The sequence below is a fragment of the Rhizobium sp. 01T417 genome (assembly GCF_056398905.1).
The window spans coordinates 25,958-42,662 of sequence record NZ_JBFTQH010000040.1 but is presented as its reverse complement, the minus strand read 5'-3'; the positions used below and the strand labels follow the sequence as shown (position 1 = coordinate 42,662).

General features: G+C 57.5%; 11 protein-coding genes. 9 read left to right on the top strand and 2 right to left on the bottom strand.

From position 1 onward, the window contains the following. Positions 1–339 precede the first annotated feature (339 nt). A complete protein-coding gene (locus AC1DPR_RS26655; RefSeq protein WP_477817531.1) occupies positions 340–3,501 on the bottom strand; it encodes an efflux RND transporter permease subunit in 3,162 nt (1,053 codons plus the stop codon). Beyond that, positions 3,498–4,670: an efflux RND transporter periplasmic adaptor subunit gene (locus tag AC1DPR_RS26650; protein WP_477817530.1), complete on the bottom strand. Its 1,173-nt coding sequence runs from the start codon at positions 4,668–4,670 to the stop codon at positions 3,498–3,500. The genes AC1DPR_RS26655 and AC1DPR_RS26650 overlap by 4 nt, the downstream gene beginning before the upstream one ends. A 917-nt stretch (positions 4,671–5,587) precedes the next feature. On the opposite strand from AC1DPR_RS26650, the gene AC1DPR_RS26645 reads away from it, so the two are divergent. From AC1DPR_RS26645 to AC1DPR_RS26605, 9 genes are all read left to right on the top strand, one after another. Continuing rightward, the gene (locus tag AC1DPR_RS26645) at positions 5,588–6,196 is read left to right on the top strand and encodes a helix-turn-helix transcriptional regulator (RefSeq protein ID WP_018855438.1); all 609 of its coding nucleotides are present in this window, start codon (positions 5,588–5,590) and stop codon (positions 6,194–6,196) included. A 247-nt stretch (positions 6,197–6,443) separates the two neighbouring features. After that, on the top strand, positions 6,444–7,763 hold the full coding sequence (locus tag AC1DPR_RS26640) for a nucleotide sugar dehydrogenase (protein ID WP_477817529.1): 1,320 nt from the start codon (positions 6,444–6,446) through the stop codon (positions 7,761–7,763). A gap of 11 nt (positions 7,764–7,774) precedes the next feature. After that, complete coding sequence (locus AC1DPR_RS26635; protein ID WP_477817528.1) at positions 7,775–9,244, top strand: glycosyltransferase; 1,470 nt, start codon at positions 7,775–7,777, stop codon at positions 9,242–9,244. A gap of 13 nt (positions 9,245–9,257) precedes the next feature. Further along, a complete protein-coding gene (locus AC1DPR_RS26630) occupies positions 9,258–10,379 on the top strand; it encodes a hypothetical protein (RefSeq protein ID WP_477817527.1) in 1,122 nt (373 codons plus the stop codon). After that, positions 10,376–11,815 (top strand): mannose-1-phosphate guanylyltransferase/mannose-6-phosphate isomerase, encoded by a 1,440-nt coding sequence (locus AC1DPR_RS26625; protein WP_477817526.1) that lies wholly within the window; start codon positions 10,376–10,378, stop codon positions 11,813–11,815. The genes AC1DPR_RS26630 and AC1DPR_RS26625 overlap by 4 nt, the downstream gene beginning before the upstream one ends. After that, positions 11,808–13,328 (top strand): right-handed parallel beta-helix repeat-containing protein, encoded by a 1,521-nt coding sequence (locus tag AC1DPR_RS26620; protein ID WP_477817525.1) that lies wholly within the window; start codon positions 11,808–11,810, stop codon positions 13,326–13,328. The genes AC1DPR_RS26625 and AC1DPR_RS26620 overlap by 8 nt, the downstream gene beginning before the upstream one ends. Before the next feature lie 6 nt (positions 13,329–13,334). Then, complete coding sequence (locus tag AC1DPR_RS26615) at positions 13,335–14,765, top strand: MBOAT family O-acyltransferase (protein WP_477817524.1); 1,431 nt, start codon at positions 13,335–13,337, stop codon at positions 14,763–14,765. Between the two features lie 10 nt (positions 14,766–14,775). Then, positions 14,776–15,867 carry an alginate O-acetyltransferase gene (locus tag AC1DPR_RS26610; RefSeq protein WP_477817523.1) on the top strand — a complete coding sequence of 364 codons (1,092 nt, stop codon included), beginning with the start codon at positions 14,776–14,778 and terminating at the stop codon, positions 15,865–15,867. 4 nt (positions 15,868–15,871) lie between these two features. After that, positions 15,872–16,669, top strand: coding sequence for an SEL1-like repeat protein (locus tag AC1DPR_RS26605; RefSeq protein WP_169680051.1), 798 nt, complete (start codon positions 15,872–15,874; stop codon positions 16,667–16,669). Positions 16,670–16,705: the final 36 nt, after the last annotated feature.

Genomic DNA, 16,705 nt, shown 5'->3' with positions numbered 1-16,705 from the left:
GCCGCAAGGAGTTTCGACGCAATATCAAATGCCCTGAGCGACATCTGTGCACTGTTCCCCGTCGAAGAATGTCGAAACTACTTCAGGGCCGCCGGGTATGAGGCGATTTAGACGCGACAAGCTTTAGGCCGATTTCCGATCAAAAAGCCGCCGCAAAAAAGCTATCTCGCTTGTTGCGTTTGTGTCGCGTGGACTGGCCCAGTGTGTGTGTGGAAACCGTTGGAAATCAAAGGAAACGAATTACAACAAGGACGCAACACAAATCGCTGTCAAAAACCAGCTAAGCGCTTGAAATTAATGGTGCCAAGAGCCGGAATCGAACCAGCGACACGCGGATTTTCAATCCGCGGCCGCCGCAGCCGGAGGTTTGCTGTCTGGGTCGACCCGATCGACACCGAAAAGCTGACGCTTGACCGCCTCCCTGACCGTTTGAACGTATATATAGAGGAGTGGAATTATCAGGAGGCCGAGGACCGATCCGACCACCAGGCCGCCGAGAACCGTCGTGCCGATCGCCTGCCTGCTGCCTGCTCCCGCACCTGTAGCCACGACCAGCGGCACCACGCCAAGCACAGATGCCATCGCAGTCATCAGCACTGGCCTGAAGCGCTGTGACGTGCCATCGGTCGCCGCTTCCATGATGCTCAACCCTTCCTCCCGGCGCTTCTTGGCGAACTCCACGATGAGAATCGCATTTTTGGCGGCCAGTCCGACCAGCAGCAGCAGGCCAATTTGGGCGTAGATGTTGAGGTCGATACCACCAATCAGAAGGCTGCCCAACGCTCCCAGAACGGCCACCGTCACGGACAGCATCACTGCAAGCGGGACGCTCCAGCTTTCATATTGGGCAACGAGGAAGAGGTAGGTGAAAAGGATCCCCGCAATCAGGATGATTGTTGTTTGGTTACCGGCCTGCTTCTCCTGGAGCGCCATGCCCGTCCATTCGTATCCGAAGCCGGGTGGCAGCTTTTGCGCAGCGAGTGTCTCCATGGCGTCGAGGGCGGCGCCTGTACTCGTTCCAGCCGCAGCCTGTCCGTTGATCGCCGCCGACGGGAAAAGATTGTAGCGGCTGATGGAGTTGGGTCCGTAGACGGTAGAAATGGAAAGCAGTCCCTGTAGCGGTATAAGGCTCCCCGACTGGCTTCGCACTCTCAGCCGTTGAATGTCCTCGATGCGGGTTCGAAAACTAGGTTCGTCCTGAAGGCGAACCTGGTATACGCGCGAAAAAATGTTGAAGTCGTCAACATATGACGATCCCAGGTGGGCTTGCAGCGTGTTGAAGATCGTGGCGGGCGAAACCCCGTAAAGCTCCGTGCGCTTCCTGTCGATATCGAGATAGACCTCGGGAACGTCGGCGGAAAAAGTACTGAAGACACTGGTCAATGTCTTCGTCTGGTTTGCAGCGATAATCAGGCCCCTCATGACTTCGGCGAGCTCCGCCTGGCTTTGCCCGGCCCGCGCCTGAAGTCGGAAGTCAAAACCCCCCGTCGTCCCGAGACCGGGAATTGCAGGCGGATTAAACGGCACGACCGAGGCGGTCGAAATCGCGGCGAACTCGGCGCGCAATCGGTCCATGAGAGCAAAGACGCTTTGATCTGTCCCCCGTTCATTCCAGGGCTTCAGCGCGGAAATGATCATTCCGGAATTGGAACCGCCGCCACCAACCATGCTTGCGCCGGCAATTCCGATCGTATTTGCAACGCCGGGCGTGCGTTGAAGCACGGAACTGACGGTCGCAATTGTCTGCTGTGTGCGTTCGAGCGAAGCGGCGTTTGGCAATTGCACATTCATGAAGAGATAGCCCTGGTCTTCCGAAGGAACAAAGCCGGTCGGAAGGATGCGATAGAAACCGTATGTACCGCCCACGATGACAGCAAAAACCAGCGCGCTAAGGGCAAGCTTGCGGGCAAAGAGATCGAGCAATCGCAGATAAAACCGCCGTGAAGCATCCAGTCCCTGGTTCACCTTGACAAAAAACCGCGAGCGGCTCTCGGGGGTGGGGCGCAGCATCAGAACGCAAATTGCCGGGCTGAACGTCAGCGCGTTGATTGTCGAGAAAGTGATCGTGACCAGGATGGTGACCGCAAATTGCCGATAGAGCTCACCGGTTATTCCGGCGAGAAAGGCAACTGGCACGAAGAGGGCGGCCAGCACCAGTGTGGTGGCGACAATCGGGCCCGTGACCTGGTCCATCGTGCGCAGTGTAGCCTCGCGCACGTCGACGCCGGTTTCGCTCATGACGCGCTGGACGTTTTCCACGACGATAATCGCGTCGTCGACGACCAGAGTGACCGCAAGGATCATCGCGAACAGCGTGATTGTATTCGCTGAATACCCCATCACGTAAAGCACGGCAAAGCCGCCTATCAGCGAAACGGGAATCGTCAACGTGGGAATGACCGTTGCACGCCAGTCCTGCAGAAAAAGGAAGACGACCGCCACGACAAGCACAAAGGTGATTGCCAGCGTAATGAAAATTTCCTCGATGGTTTGGCGAACGAAAGTGGTCGTGTCGAAAACGACCGTATATGCGACGTCGTCAGGAAACTGCTTCGACAATGTTTGCAGTTCCGCAAGGACCGCGGCTGACACGGCGAGCGCATTTGCATCCGGAGATTGATAAACGACAACAGTGGCACTCGGCTGCCCGTTCAGGGTTGAGGCCGTGTCGTATGATTGCGCTCCGAGCTCCACCCGGGCGACGTCGCGAAGACGGACGATCGCTCCGTCTCTGTTGGTGCGGACGATTATGTTGCCGAACTCTGTTGCATCCGCAAGCCGTCCCTGGGCCTGAACCGTCAATTGCAATTGCTGGCCTGTCGGCGATGGAGGAGATCCTAGCTGGCCGGCGGATGCCTGCGCGTTCTGGCCCTGGATGGCCGCGGTCAAGTCGGATGCCGTCACCCCAAGCGCTTGCATCCGATCGGGGTTCATCCAGACGCGCATGCTGTAGACGGGACCAAATACGCTGGCTTCCCCGACGCCCGGCAGGCGTGCGATCGCATCTCGGATATTGACCGTCGCGTAGTTGCTGATGAAGACGTCGTCCTTGGTCCCCTTTGGGGAATAGACCGCAAAACCGAGAAGCATGCTCGAGGAACGACTTCTCACCGAGACGCCTGTTTGGGAGACCGCAGCAGGAAGGCGTGGTGTCGCCATTGCGACGCGATTTTGTACGTTGACCTGGGCGATCGCCGGGTCTGTCCCTGCCGCAAATGTGACCGTCAGACTATAGCTGCCGTTGTTGGTGCTCGATGACGACATGTAGAGCATGTCTTCGACACCATTCACCTGATCTTCGATCAGCGCGCCCACACTGTCAGTCATGACACTGGCACTCGCGCCCGGATAACTTGCCGTCACCTGCACTTCGGGCGGGGTGATCTGCGGAAACTGCGCGACGGGTATCTGAAGGAGGGAGACGAGTCCTGCGATGATCATGACGATCGCAATAACCATCGCGAACCTTGGCCGGGCAATGAACGGCGCGGATATGTTCATTGCGGCGTACCGGATGGTGATAGGACGGGAGTGGCAGAGGTCACGTTGTTGTCAGCAGGGGATATCTGAGTGACGGTCACAGCCAAGCCCTCGGAGACGTTCTGCAGGCCCTCGACAATCAGCTTCTCGCCGCCTTTCAAGCCGTCGTCCACCTCCCAGTTTGCACCTACTTGCTGGGAGACTTTTATGCGTCGAAGCGCGACCTCGTTCTTTTCATCGACGAGCAGGACAAACTTGCCCTCGCGATCCTGCTGGACTGCTCCGAGCGGCACAACCGGGCGCAGTGTCTTTTCTCTTTCCGAAATTATCACCGTTACGAACTGGCCCGGGGTGAGCAGGAGCTCCGGATTGGGAAACAGCGCTCGAATTGCCAGCGTTCCCGTTGATTCGTCGATCTCGTTTCCGAAAAACTCGATCTTGCCGGGTTCCTTGTACTGCTGACCGTTGGATAGTCGCAGGGTAGGCTCGTACCGCTTTGCAAGATCGTCCTTGCTGGCACCTCCGGCAGCCGCACGCAGTTCAAGGATCGATCGGTCGCTGACAGAGAATACAACCCGGATCGGATCCAGCTCGACAATGCGAGCCAGTGTCACCGAACTGCCGCTGACGAAGCTGCCGACCGACAACTCGGCCGCCCCTATGCGCCCCTTGATCGGTGCGGTTATCCGGGTGTAGCTGAGATTAAGTTCGGCTTGGCCCACTCGCGCCTGCGCCGACATCACGGAAGCCTGAGAGGTTTCGACCGCGGCCTGACTTTCTTCCAGCGTTGCGCGCGATACGGTCTGTGTGGTCAGTGACTGATTTCGCGCAAGTCGACGCTGGGCGTCAGCGAGCGTCGCCTGCGCACTCGCAAGGGCAGCCTTGGCATCTGACAAGGATATTTCCAGGGATCGAGGATCGATAAGGAAAAGGTCCTGATCCTTTTGGACGACCTGGCCTTCCTCGAAAAGGCGCTTGTCCAGGAACCCTTCGATCCGCGATCGAATATCGACGGCATTAACCGCTTCCACGCGCGCGACGAATTCGTGCTTGGGCGAAACATCTTCCACCGGAACGCTGATAACGCCAACCGATGGGGCAGTCTGTGCCACTGCACCTTGAGGCGCGGCCATCCAGGCTGCAAGCACGATCAACAGGCAGGCTGGCGGAACACGACGTGACAGTTTCATCGACCAGTCTCCAGCAGAACCGAGATGGCTTCTTCAACTCCAGGCACTTAAAAGTAGGTATCAGATCGACCGCAATTCACAAATGCTACCGTTAGTCGCTGAAATCGGCAAGCCCCGGGACATCCAGGCTTGGAACGCTGATGGCGAGCTGACAACGATGTCGTCGCCTCAATCGGGTCGGTCCCTGTCTCGAATGCGTGGGAAGGACGGTGAAGAGCCTGGCCTGGGAGACAGCAGGCCCTTCACCAAAGGCGTGGCCCGGAGGAAGGGCTCCGCGCGTGGCCATGGCTCAAACCTCCCAATCGCGAAAAGGTTCCGTTGGCGTGAAAAATTGTCAGCAGACGCCTGGGCTCCCCGGCATGAAAGGGTTTTCTTCAGCAGCCCGCTCCCGGCGATCAGAGCCTTGATCTGCATCCATATCCGTCGGCTCATCTTGATCTGGTCGTCCCGCAGCTCGGTTCCACAAGTAGGGCTGCCTGGCGCGGCATCGCAGGACTATCGTGTGGGGAAAAGCACCCACATGGTTGACACTACTCACCGTTGCGGTCGATCAAATGCCGTCATCACAGGTTTGCCGAGGTCAGCAACTTTCAGTATCGCCGAAATGTTTATGCAGCAAAAAACTGTATTTATCGGCTTTCTTTCGATAAATCGCGCGACAAAAGATGTTTATTTATCCCTTGACTTAGGAATTTAAATTCCAAACTATAAGCACTGTTCTAACTTACTTCACTGATGTCCGGAGGCGATGTCGTATTACATCGGGACACATGCAGTAACTTCGAACTAAGCCTGGGAGGAAGTTTCGTCTTAATCGAGGAACTTTCATGGCACCGAATAAGAGCCGGGTTTCGGCTATTTGCGCATCTCCGGGACTGCCCGACGTCATAGGTTCAAGTTTGTTGGGAGATTCCTCGATGTGTTTCGTCGACACGAAACGCAAGGAGGAATCATTGGTCGATTTCATCGGTCGAACCCTTCCCACTGTTGTCATTTGCGAAGTGGCAAATGACGCTGACCTTGCAGTCGGCAGGGCCGTGCGTCGGCTGTCAAATGCCGAGCGGGATAGCTCGTTCAAGGTCATCTACGCGGTGGATCCCCTGATCGCGCGCCGGATCGACGAAATCTACGTCGATGGCATGCTAAACATCGTCTTCACCAACGACGATGATCAGCAGATCTATAAGGCGATATCGCTTGTTGCGCAGGGTGGCCACTACATCAGCGCGGCTGTCTTCAACAGCTTGTCGGCGCTCGATATTCGCAGTTTTCATTCCCTGATCAATAGCGGACCCGAGAGGATCGAGCGTCTTTCCGAGGGCAATCTCAGCGCCAGAGAGGAAATCGTGCTGAAGCTTTTTGCATATGGATTCAGCACGAAGGAAATTGCCGCCGAAATCCATGTGAGCACCAAAACGGTCGAGACATACAAGGCACGTGGAGCCGACAAGCTCAGCCTTTCCAGCCGGGCATCCATAGTAAAATATGGCGCATCGAGAGGCTGGTTCGACATATACAATACTTAAATCGCGCGCGTAAAGAGAACGTACTATAGATGCTGCCGTCTATTCTACGGATCAATACAATTGCGCCTAAATATAAAATCGGATTTTCGCATTTTCCCTACATTTATTCTGCTTTTCCCGACTTCATTTCTTTTGTCGCGGGCATAACATTCTCTTGCGCCTGACGAGACTCGAGACTTGCCTAAAAAGCAGACGCTGCCGAATTCCGCAGCGAGAGTTTTTAGTGATCGTAAAACGGGGACATGACATGTCGAGAATAAGCATTATTGGCATCGGATATGTCGGTGCCGTTTCGGCTGCCTGTCTCGCGGAGGACGGTCACACTGTTGTCGCGGTTGACACCGATCCCTCGAAAGTGGCCAGACTCAATGCGGGTGAGCCGCCAATTGTCGAAGCTGGACTGGCAACGCTGCTGGCCCGAAACGTCAACCGTGGACGGCTCTCGGCCACGACAGATGTTTGCGCGGCAGTGGCCAATACTGACATAACATTCATCTGTGTGGGCACACCCAGCGCCGCCGAGGGCTCAGTTGAGCTCAACTATGTCAAGCAGGCGTGCAGCGATGTTGCCGGTGCCTTGCGCAAAAAGAACTCATTCCACTCCGTTGTCCTGCGTTCCACGATTGTACCAGGGACAATGGAAGAGACCTGCATACCGATCCTCGAGATGGTTTCGGGCCTGACGGCAGGAAGAGATTTCGGGGTTGGCTATTATCCTGAATTCCTTCGTGAAGGTACAGCCATCGATGACAACTACAATCCGGGCCTTATCGTTTTTGCCGCCCTCGACCCCACGACTGAAAACATCCTGCGCGAGCTGAACGCTAGGCTTGCCTGCGTGTGCAGCGTCGTGCCGCTGTCGACCGCGGAAATGATCAAATATACCAGCAATTCGTGGCGCGCGGCCAAGATCACCTTCGCAAACGAAATCGGCAACATTGCCAAGAGCTGTGGGATCGACGGCCAGTTGGTCATGAAGGTTCTCTGCTCCGACAGCAAGGTGAGCATGTCGCCCTATTTCATGCGACCGGGATTTGCTTTTGGCGGTTCCTGCCTGCCAAAGGATGTGCGCGCGCTGCGTCATGTCGCGCATAAAGGCGGTGTTGCGACGCCAATGCTGGATTCGGTCCTTGAGGCAAACACTCGCCAAATCGAAAGAGCCGAGAATCTCGTCCACAACAGCGGTGGCAGATCCGTCGGAATGGTCGGAATAAGCTTCAAGGCAGGGACGGACGATCTGCGGGAGAGCCCGCTTGCCGAACTCGCATCACGACTGATTTCCAAGGGCTTCGGCCTAAAGGTCTACGACCCGAGCGTCCGTGTTGCCTATCAGAGCGAGCTTGGTGGATCCGGGCGCGGCGACGGCAAGGTTCCTGACCTTAAGGAACGACTGGTTGCCGGGATCGAAGAACTGATCGACGAAGCCGACGTCCTTTTGGTCGGCAATCGCTATGAAGAGACGATCGAGCCATTGGCACGAGCCGCCGTGGCCAAAAGTCTTGTCGACCTCACCCGTCTCAGGCCGGACTTGCGGTCAGGCGGCTTCTACGAGGGTATTTGCTGGTAGGAGAGACCCGTATGCTTGTGCTTGGTCACATCCTCTACATGCTAGTGTTCGTGAGTATCGCGATTGCCGTACCGACCCACCGGCTTGCTGAGAATGCCGGCCTGGCGCTGACAATCGGTACACTGGGTATCTGGCGTTATGGCTGGGGTGCTGTGAATTTCGCAAGGGCGAAGCTCTTCATTCACTTCGCGCATCCAGCAAGGCGAGCAGCTGCAGGCAGGGAATACGAGGCAAGAAACCGACCGGCGCACGCCTTCTTTGTCGTCACGAGCTACAAGGTTGATGTCGCGGTGACAGTGCGTGTCTACCGCGCGATTTTTCGGGCTGCAGCCGCATCTCGCGGCGGCGCCACCGTCGTTGCCTCTGTCGTGGACGTCGCTGACGAGCGTTTGGTTCGGCGAATTTTTTCGTTGATGCCACAAAACGCGAGAGGCATTCATCTGATCATTGATCGGATACCGGCGACAGGCAAACGCGATGCCTTAGCTGCTTCCTTGCGTATCCTTTCGAGGCAATGCCCCACAGACAATGACATTGTGGTCTTCGTCGACGGTGACAGCTGCCCACCGGAAGATGTTGTGGAGGCATGCGCGCCCTTCTTCGTTGATCACCGCCTGGGCGCTGTTACGACCGACGAAGATTGTGAAATCAGCGATTCAAAGCTCTTTCGCGACTGGTTCAATCTGCGCTTCACGCAGCGCCATATGATGATGTCTTCGATGGGGCTATCAAGGCGCGTTCTGACCCTGACGGGACGCCTGTCGATATTCCGTGCGTCTCTCGCCTGCAATGCCGATTTTATCGAGAGCATTCAGTACGACTCGCTTGAGCACTGGCGTCTTGGCAAAGTTCCCTTTGTCACCGGTGACGACAAGTCGACGTGGTTCTGGCTGTTGAAGAACGGCTATGAAATGGCCTACCTGCCCGACGTGCGCTCTGTTTCGATGGAAAGTCAGCCGAAGCCGGGGTTCGTGGATTCCGCTGTGGCATTGATGCTGCGCTGGTTTGGCAACATGCTTAGAACCAATGGCCGAGCATTGGCTCTTGGGCCAAGACGCATTGGCTTGTTCACCTGGTGGTCGCTTCTGGACCAGCGCATCTCCATGTGGACTACCCTCTTCGGCCCGGTAGCGGTGCTCATGTCGACACTCTTCGTCAGTCCGCTCGTCCTGCCGATCTATGTCGCGTGGGTGATGTTCACGCGCTACATAAACTGCTGCCTGCTGGCGACATTCCGACCGTCCTTCCCGATATCCTATCCGTTTCTTCTTTATTTCAGCCAGATCTGTGGGGCGCTCGTCAAAAGCTTCGTGTTTTTTCGTCTCGATCGACAGAGATGGACACGTCAAACAGCCGAAGCCTCACACCGCATTCCATCCGCCTCCGAGCGCCTTCGCGGGCTCTCATCGACCTACGTACACATCCTCGCAAGCGGGTGGCTGTTGTTCGCTGCCTTTATGATTTCAAGCGCCAAGATCTGATTTGGAGTTTCTCATGACGACATTTGATCAACGTGAACACAATGATAGTCCGCCGCCAACAGACGCGGAACGCGACAGTTTGCTCGATCTTGCCGATGGCAGCGAACATCCGCGCGTCAAACTGCCCTTTTCGGTGACCATCGACGGGCGATCATATGAGGGCTCCGTGCTGTCCATGGTCGCGGCCCGCGTGACTGGAATCGTCGGAGCAAATTGGCCGGGCGCCCACAAATTGGCGATCTTTCGCTTCAATTTTGGGAACTTCTGGATGTCTCTTCCAATCGACGTGACGATTTCTGCTGCTGACAGCAAGACCGGAGCAGTTACTCTTCGCTATCGCGATCCGACCGGCCAGCACATGCCGCAACTGCGTTACATCCTGAATTCCTGGCTTGCTGGCGACCACGTCGACGTCAACGGGATGCTGGTGGCCGAAAGCAGTCTGCCGAAAGGCAAAAGTACCGCACACAAGGTCGCCCAGTCTGGCTCATCGCGCCTTTCGAAATTGCTCGGCACATGCGTCGTCGCAGCCGCGTCGGCTGCGCTATTTGTCTTTGCAGCATCGGTGCTCAGTGACCGCCTTTTCGTGACGGACGTCGAGGCACCGGCGATTGCTTACAGGCAGGGTTCGACGATGACCGCAACAACGGGCGGTCAGCTTGATTTTATCGACACTCATGCCGCAGTCGGCAAGCCCGCATATTCGATCCTTGCGTCAACTGGCGTTGCGGTAACGGCTACGATGCCTTGCGACTGTGATGTTGAGACAGCCGGCCTTGCGAAGGGTGGGACCGTGATTGCCGGTCAGCCGGTTCTATTCGTCAGCGAGCCGGGAGCGCCGATGATCGTTCGTACGGCCTTCACGGGCTCCGATTTCCGCCATGTTGCGGACGGCGCGAAAGTGACGATTGAAACCGCCGATGGCGGCTCCGTTCCTGCGAAGGTGGAAGTTGATCGCGAAGCCATCGGCGATGGCCAATCAGCATCGGTAGTTCTGGTTCCACTGCAACCCGTGTCCGGATTGCAGCCAGGATCCCCTGTCGCCGTCCGTCTAGACGCTACCCCGCAATGGCTGCGAACCATTCGCAGCGGCATCTCGTTTGCGGCCGAGCAAACCGTAGGAGGTGCACAATGAAGCGCATACATCCCCTTATTCTCTGCGGCGGCTCCGGGACGCGTCTCTGGCCGCTGTCCAGGGCTCATCAGCCGAAGCAGTTTCAGCCCATTAACGGCGACGGCACGCTGACGTTCTTCCAAAGCACGGTTCAGCGCCATCGCACGCAAATGTTTTCTGATCCGATCGTGTGTGTGAATGCGCGACACGTGGAAACAGTGGGCCGTCAGCTTCGTGAAATACAATGCAAAGCCAGCATCCTTACGGAGCCGGTAACTCGAAACACCGGGCCGGCCGTTCTTGCCGCGGCGCTTTACCTTATGGCAGCCGCGCCTGATGCCGTTCTCATTGTCCTTCCTTCCGATCACGTGATTCAGGGCGACCTGAACCGTGTCATCGCGCGGATGCACCGTGCGGCTTTCGATGGAATGATCGTGACCTTCGGTATCCATCCGACCTACGCGGAAAAAGGATACGGCTACATCATGGATGGCGGCGAGTTTGACGATTATCCCGGCCTTCACAGGGTTGAGCGCTTTATCGAAAAGCCGAGCGTCAATGTCGCCCAGTCGCTGATTGACACCGGCTTTGCGTACTGGGCTTCGGGTATCAGCATGTTCCGGGCCGATAAACTTGTCGATGAATATCGACGGTACGACCCAGCCACACTTGATGCAGTCACCCGCGCTTTGATGGCGGCTTCGCCGTTGGCCGCTGAAACCGGACTGCTTCTGGAGGAGCATTTCTTTGCGCAGGCCGTCAGCCAGCCGACGGAAATGGCTGTGTTCGAAAAATGCAGGGATATCGCGCTGGCCCCAACTGTAATCGAATGGGACGACGTAGGAGGTTGGACCTCCGTCCATTCGATCGGGTTGAAGAACGAGAGCGGCAACGTCACATCGGGCGATGTTGTCTTGCTGGACACCCGCGGCTCTCTGGTTCGCGGCAGTGATCGCCTGGTTGCCGTGGTTGGCATGAATGACGTCGTCGTCGTTGATACAGATGACGCCCTGCTGGTCACCAACAGGGCCAGTGCGCAGGATGTCAAGAAGATCGTTGAACATCTCGTTTCGCTCAAGCGCCGCGAAGTAGAACGCCACCGCAGTCAGGTCACGGAATGGGGCGGCATGAAGACCATGCAGGCGGGTGCGGGATTTGCAATGGACCTGCTGACGGTTGATCCAGGAAAGCAGGTGACACTGATCGGGGAAGAAGGCGTGTCGCGGGTGCTCGTGGTGATCCGCGGCAGCGTCAGCGTGAATGGCAACCGGTCTCAGGAACAGCTCACCCCCGGCTTGTCGGCGATGATCGATTCGGCAACGAGCGTAACGCTTTTCAACCATGCAGATGGTGCTGCGGAAATCGTCGAGATCAGCTGTGGAACGGTAATGGCCGGCGTCGTCGCGCCATCTCTGACGCAGTTCGCAACCGGCGTGAGGATGGCCGACTATGCCTAGCTGGTTGAGGGTAGCCTCCCTGGTCGGTGCGATAGCAGTTGCAACGTCGTCATCGGCGACGGACGGCGGAACTGCACAGAAGCAGCAACCGCTCCTGGCCCTGGTACAGGACGCCCGTGACCTCTCCGTCGCGGCGCCTGATGTCTTCCAGCGCGCTGCGGCCTTTGGGGAGGTTCACGCCCTCCCAGCACTCAAACAGCCAGACAGCGTCCCTGCTTCAAGTCGCCAGAAGAGGATCAGCCGATCTACCGTCGACATTCTTGTGCGCCGCATCGGTCCATCAGCCGGCGCCGGTTTCATGGAGACGGTTCTGGCTGCGCAGCCGCCTGAGGGGATCGGTGCGATCGTCATCGAGAGCGGCTCGTTCCGGCTTGGCGATGTCAGGCGTGAACTGGAAGCGCTTGGCCACGCCGGACATCTCGAGGCAACGCCTGGTGGATACATTGCACACACGCCAATCTTCATCTGGAATGGCGCAGAGTTGAAGATAACGCCCGGCGAAATTCTCAAGATGGACAATGCCAAAGGCGCGTTCATGGTGAACGCCGGTTCGCTCACGGTTGATCATGCAACATTGCAAGGCATTGGCCGGGGCGCGTCGACATTTCGGGCCTTCGTCCTGACTACCTTCGGCGGCACCACAACAATTGATCGCAGCAATCTCGTCAGCCTTGGCTTCGACGCGTCAGCTGAAACCGCAGGCATTGCATTCGCCCGACAGCAATTTGCGAATGCCGCCAGGCCTTCGATCGTGCAAGGCAGTCTGTTCCAGGATGTCGCGGGCCTCAGCCTGATCGACGTCAACGGCTTGAATATTCTGGGTAATCGCTTCATTGACAGCCCAACGACGGCAATCATCCTGAGAGCTGCGCGCGACGTGCACATCGCCGGCAATATTATCGTCGGCGATCGTGGCTCGCATGGCATCAAGGTGATGAGCAGCTCGAGCGGCGTCACGATCAATGACAATCTCGTCGTGGGCGGCGCGGGCAACGGAATTTTTGTGACCGGTGGCGCGACATCGGTTGCGATCTCCAACAACATCGTTGCCCTGTCGGCACTGACCGGCATCGGCGTCGATACAGCAGCCTGCGTCACGGTGCAGCAAAACGCTCTCATCAACAATGGTTCCAAGGGCGTTGCGATGCGCACGGCACTTCACAGCCACGTTCGTCAAAACCACCTCGCAGGCAACGGCTTTGCGGGCCTTTCGGTCGACGACCAGTATCACGGCATGCCGCTCGAAGTATCCCGCAATGCGTTTAGCGAAAACCGCGCGGGCCTGGCTGGGTCAGGTGTCGGATCCGTGGTTCTGGTGGAAAATGATTTCGACAGGCAAATGCCGCGCCTCGGCGTCGGTGAATTTGCCGGTAGCGTCGGCCAATTGCTGGCGTTCGACGCGTCAAGGCAGCCTGGCGAATTTCGCCTTGCGGGAAAAACAATCGACAACCAGCCAGCTCTCGCGGCGTTTTCCGCTGTCGACCTTGCTGCCTGCGCAGGAAAGAGGGGATGAATCAAAATGGTATTCTCCTCCGAAGTCTTCCTGTTTCTCTTTCTGCCAGTTTTCCTGGCGGTCTATTATTTGACGCCCATGCGGGGCCGCTCCGTCACCATCCTTTTGGGATCCTATGTCTTCTACGCGTGGTGGCGTATGGACTTCCTTTTTCTTTTGTTCGGAACGACCGTCTGGGTTTACACCTTTGCAATCCTGGTCGAGCGCAATCTCGGTAGCCGCCATGCCAAGCTCTTCCTAACCATCGGGATTGCCGGGTGCCTGGCGGTGCTCGGCATCTTCAAATACCTGAATTTCTTTATCGACAGCTTCGCCGAGTTGCTGGGAACCGATGCGCACGGCCTTGGCGTTCACTGGCGCCTCATCCTTCCGATCGGCATCTCTTTCTATATCTTCCAGTCGATCAGCTATCTGGTCGACGTCTATCGGCGTGATACGCCTGCAACCCGCAATTTCATCGACCTGGCCGCATACAAGGCCCTCTTTCCGCAGCTGATAGCGGGCCCCATCTTGCGCTTCAGGGATCTCGCCGGCCAGTTCCAGTCGAGGCAGCATACGCTCGAGAAGTTCACGGACGGCACGTCCCTGTTCGTCATAGGCCTTGCAAAGAAGGTGCTGCTTGCCGATCCCATCGCGCCCATTGCCAACACCGTTTTTGCAAGCTCGCATCCGACCATGGCGGAGGCCTGGCTCGGCGCGATCGCCTACGCGATGCAGCTGTATTTTGACTTTTCGGGATATAGCGACATGGCAATCGGCCTCGGGCTGATGATCGGTTTCCAGTTCAGACCAAACTTTGACAACCCCTACATCAGCCGCAGCATAACCGAATTCTGGCGTCGCTGGCACATCAGCCTGTCGAGCTGGCTTCGTGACTACCTTTACATTCCGTTGGGCGGCAGTCGGCTCGGCCCGACGCGCACCTATGTCAATCTGGTTCTGGTCATGCTGCTTGGCGGCCTGTGGCACGGAGCAAACTGGACGTTCGTGCTTTGGGGTGGATGGCACGGCGGATGGCTTGCGCTTGAGCGTGCAACCGGCTGGAACAGGATCGCCGACACCAGGTGGATCGCCTTGCCAGGGACCTTGCTGGTCGTGTTGCTAGGCTGGGTGATGTTTCGCGCCGACAGCGTGGCCGATGCTTTTTCCCTTTATGGCGGCATGCTCGGTCAAAACGGGCTGGGAATTCGTGCCGACACGCTTCTCGATGTCACGCATGAGGCAATGTTGACGCTGGCCGTTGCGTGTTTCGTGGTGGCCATCGAGCCGATGATGGGATCGCTGAGGCAAACAAACATTGCAGCACCGGCAGGTGACGGCGCCGCCGTGATGCGCCAGCCGATCGTCATGCCGCTGCTGCTTTCCTTGCTCGCCACGGTCACCATTCTGAAGCTCGCGGAATCCAGCCAGACTCCCTTCCTCTATTTTCAATTCTGAGGGTGGTGCCATGTTTGAACGCGCAATACCGATTACAAAATTCCTGCTTCCCGCCTTGCTGTTCGGCTATGCGGCCTTCGCCAATGTCGACATCCGAGATAAGATTGCCGGCGCCTTTTCACGGCTGCCAACCGAAGGCGGCTCTCTGAGCCACGGCATGCTCGGAGACGGGCTCGACGCGCTCTACAAGACTGAGCTTCCCCATCGGGAACTCGCGTTCGATCTGATCGGTGCAGCCAGATACATGGTCCTTGGGGAGGGCCGCCGCGGCGTTATCGTCGGAAAGGAGGGATGGCTGTTTTCGGACGAGGAATTTCGCGGTGCCGCGAGCGCTGAAGCCGGTATCAGCGGCGCCACAAGGGAAATAGCCAAGATCGCGGCGACGTTGCGCTCACACGGCGTACGCCTGATTGTTGTTCCGCTTCCAGCCAAGAACGACGTCTATCGCGAGCACCTTGCAGATCCTCGTTACGCCGAGATTTCCCGGGATCGCTATCTGGACTTCACGCGAGCGATGGCTTCGGCGAATATTGAGTTTGTAGACGCCAGAGCGGCGCTTCTTGAGATGAAGCCGAGGGGATCGGTTTTTCTGAAGACCGACACGCATTGGACGCCGCTTGGTGCCAAGGCCGTCGCCGAGGCTACCGGGGCCAGGGCGGGTGTTTCCCCCATGGCGCAATATGCACTGAGTGATGCCCCAGCCGAGGATGTGCGGGGCGACCTGGTCAAATTCGTCACCGGCAGGGCGCTTGCGGCTGCGATCGGGCTGGCAGATGAAAGCATCACGCCGCAAACAGCGTCGCAAACCGGGTCCGACGCGCTAAATGACATTCTGGCAGACGAGAGCTTTCCAACGGTTCTGGTCGGAACAAGTTACAGTGCCAACGAGGCTTGGTCATTCGCTTCTTATCTTGAAGCGGCACTGGGGTCGAACGTCCTCAATGTCGCCGAGGTCGGTCGAGGACCGGTTTTTCCAATGCACAAGTTCTTGTCCAACGCAAACGGCACGAGTTGGCCAGAGACCGTCATATGGGAATTTCCGATCCGCTACTTGACCGATCCGGCGTTGTGGAAGTCGGACGATCTCAAGACGAAGGAGTAACAGGATGCTCAGGACCGCGAGTCTGATCGCTCTTGGCATCGCGATATGCATCGCTGGCAGCGACGCTGGCGCGGTTACCCAGTCGGGCGCGGTTACCCAACCCAAGAACACCAAGGTTGAGACCAGAAAATCGAAAGCCGACGAACGGCGTTATCGACGCGGATTTAATCAGGGAGTAACGCGCACCGACCAGCTCAACAGCGCCCAGCTTCAGGGAATTCGCAAGCGCATGATAGGCCACCGAAAAGTGTCCTACAGGGAGCTTCAATTGTTGGCGGATCGTGGCGATGGCCTGGCAGCGCTTTACGTCGCAAAACGGCTCTCGACAAATCCCGCCCATAACGCGGATACCATCCACTACTATACAATTGCCTGCACAACCGGCAGGGCGGGTGCAGTTGCGCCGCTTGCAAGACAGCTCAAGAGCGCCAGCGATGGTGTCAGCAAGGTCCGCCTTGACCAGGCAGAGGCGACACTGCTTCAGCACGCCGCGCGCAGGAACCCCGTCGCAATCGACGCGCTTGTCAAATTCTATGCCGCCGGCGAGCCGTTCGGCACCAACCCGCAGGAAGCCGAACGACTGCGACGCGAGGCCGCAAAAGGTGGCGACAGCAAAGTCGCGCTTGATCTAGCCATCGCGATGATCTCGGAAGGCCTGCTGGACGAAGACGAAAAATCCGAGGCCCGCAGATATCTGGCAATCGCCGAAAAGTCACCTGAACTGAGTGTCAAGACAGTGGCCGCGGCAGTGCTCCGGCAACTCGACGCTGCGCCCGTCAACCCGATCGAGGTAAGTCAATGAGGCATCCTCTGACAAAATCGTCGCGGTGGCCCTGCG

What these genes read in the sequence shown, in the direction of transcription:
- AC1DPR_RS26655 (WP_477817531.1), bottom strand. Translation starts at nt 3,501, where the DNA reads ATGAACATATCCGCGCCGTTCATTGCCCGGCCAAGGTTCGCGATGGTT.
- AC1DPR_RS26650 (WP_477817530.1), bottom strand. Translation starts at nt 4,670, where the DNA reads ATGAAACTGTCACGTCGTGTTCCGCCAGCCTGCCTGTTGATCGTGCTT.
- AC1DPR_RS26645 (WP_018855438.1), top strand. Translation starts at nt 5,588, where the DNA reads ATGTGTTTCGTCGACACGAAACGCAAGGAGGAATCATTGGTCGATTTC.
- AC1DPR_RS26640 (WP_477817529.1), top strand. Translation starts at nt 6,444, where the DNA reads ATGTCGAGAATAAGCATTATTGGCATCGGATATGTCGGTGCCGTTTCG.
- AC1DPR_RS26635 (WP_477817528.1), top strand. Translation starts at nt 7,775, where the DNA reads ATGCTTGTGCTTGGTCACATCCTCTACATGCTAGTGTTCGTGAGTATC.
- AC1DPR_RS26630 (WP_477817527.1), top strand. Translation starts at nt 9,258, where the DNA reads ATGACGACATTTGATCAACGTGAACACAATGATAGTCCGCCGCCAACA.
- AC1DPR_RS26625 (WP_477817526.1), top strand. Translation starts at nt 10,376, where the DNA reads ATGAAGCGCATACATCCCCTTATTCTCTGCGGCGGCTCCGGGACGCGT.
- AC1DPR_RS26620 (WP_477817525.1), top strand. Translation starts at nt 11,808, where the DNA reads ATGCCTAGCTGGTTGAGGGTAGCCTCCCTGGTCGGTGCGATAGCAGTT.
- AC1DPR_RS26615 (WP_477817524.1), top strand. Translation starts at nt 13,335, where the DNA reads ATGGTATTCTCCTCCGAAGTCTTCCTGTTTCTCTTTCTGCCAGTTTTC.
- AC1DPR_RS26610 (WP_477817523.1), top strand. Translation starts at nt 14,776, where the DNA reads ATGTTTGAACGCGCAATACCGATTACAAAATTCCTGCTTCCCGCCTTG.
- AC1DPR_RS26605 (WP_169680051.1), top strand. Translation starts at nt 15,872, where the DNA reads ATGCTCAGGACCGCGAGTCTGATCGCTCTTGGCATCGCGATATGCATC.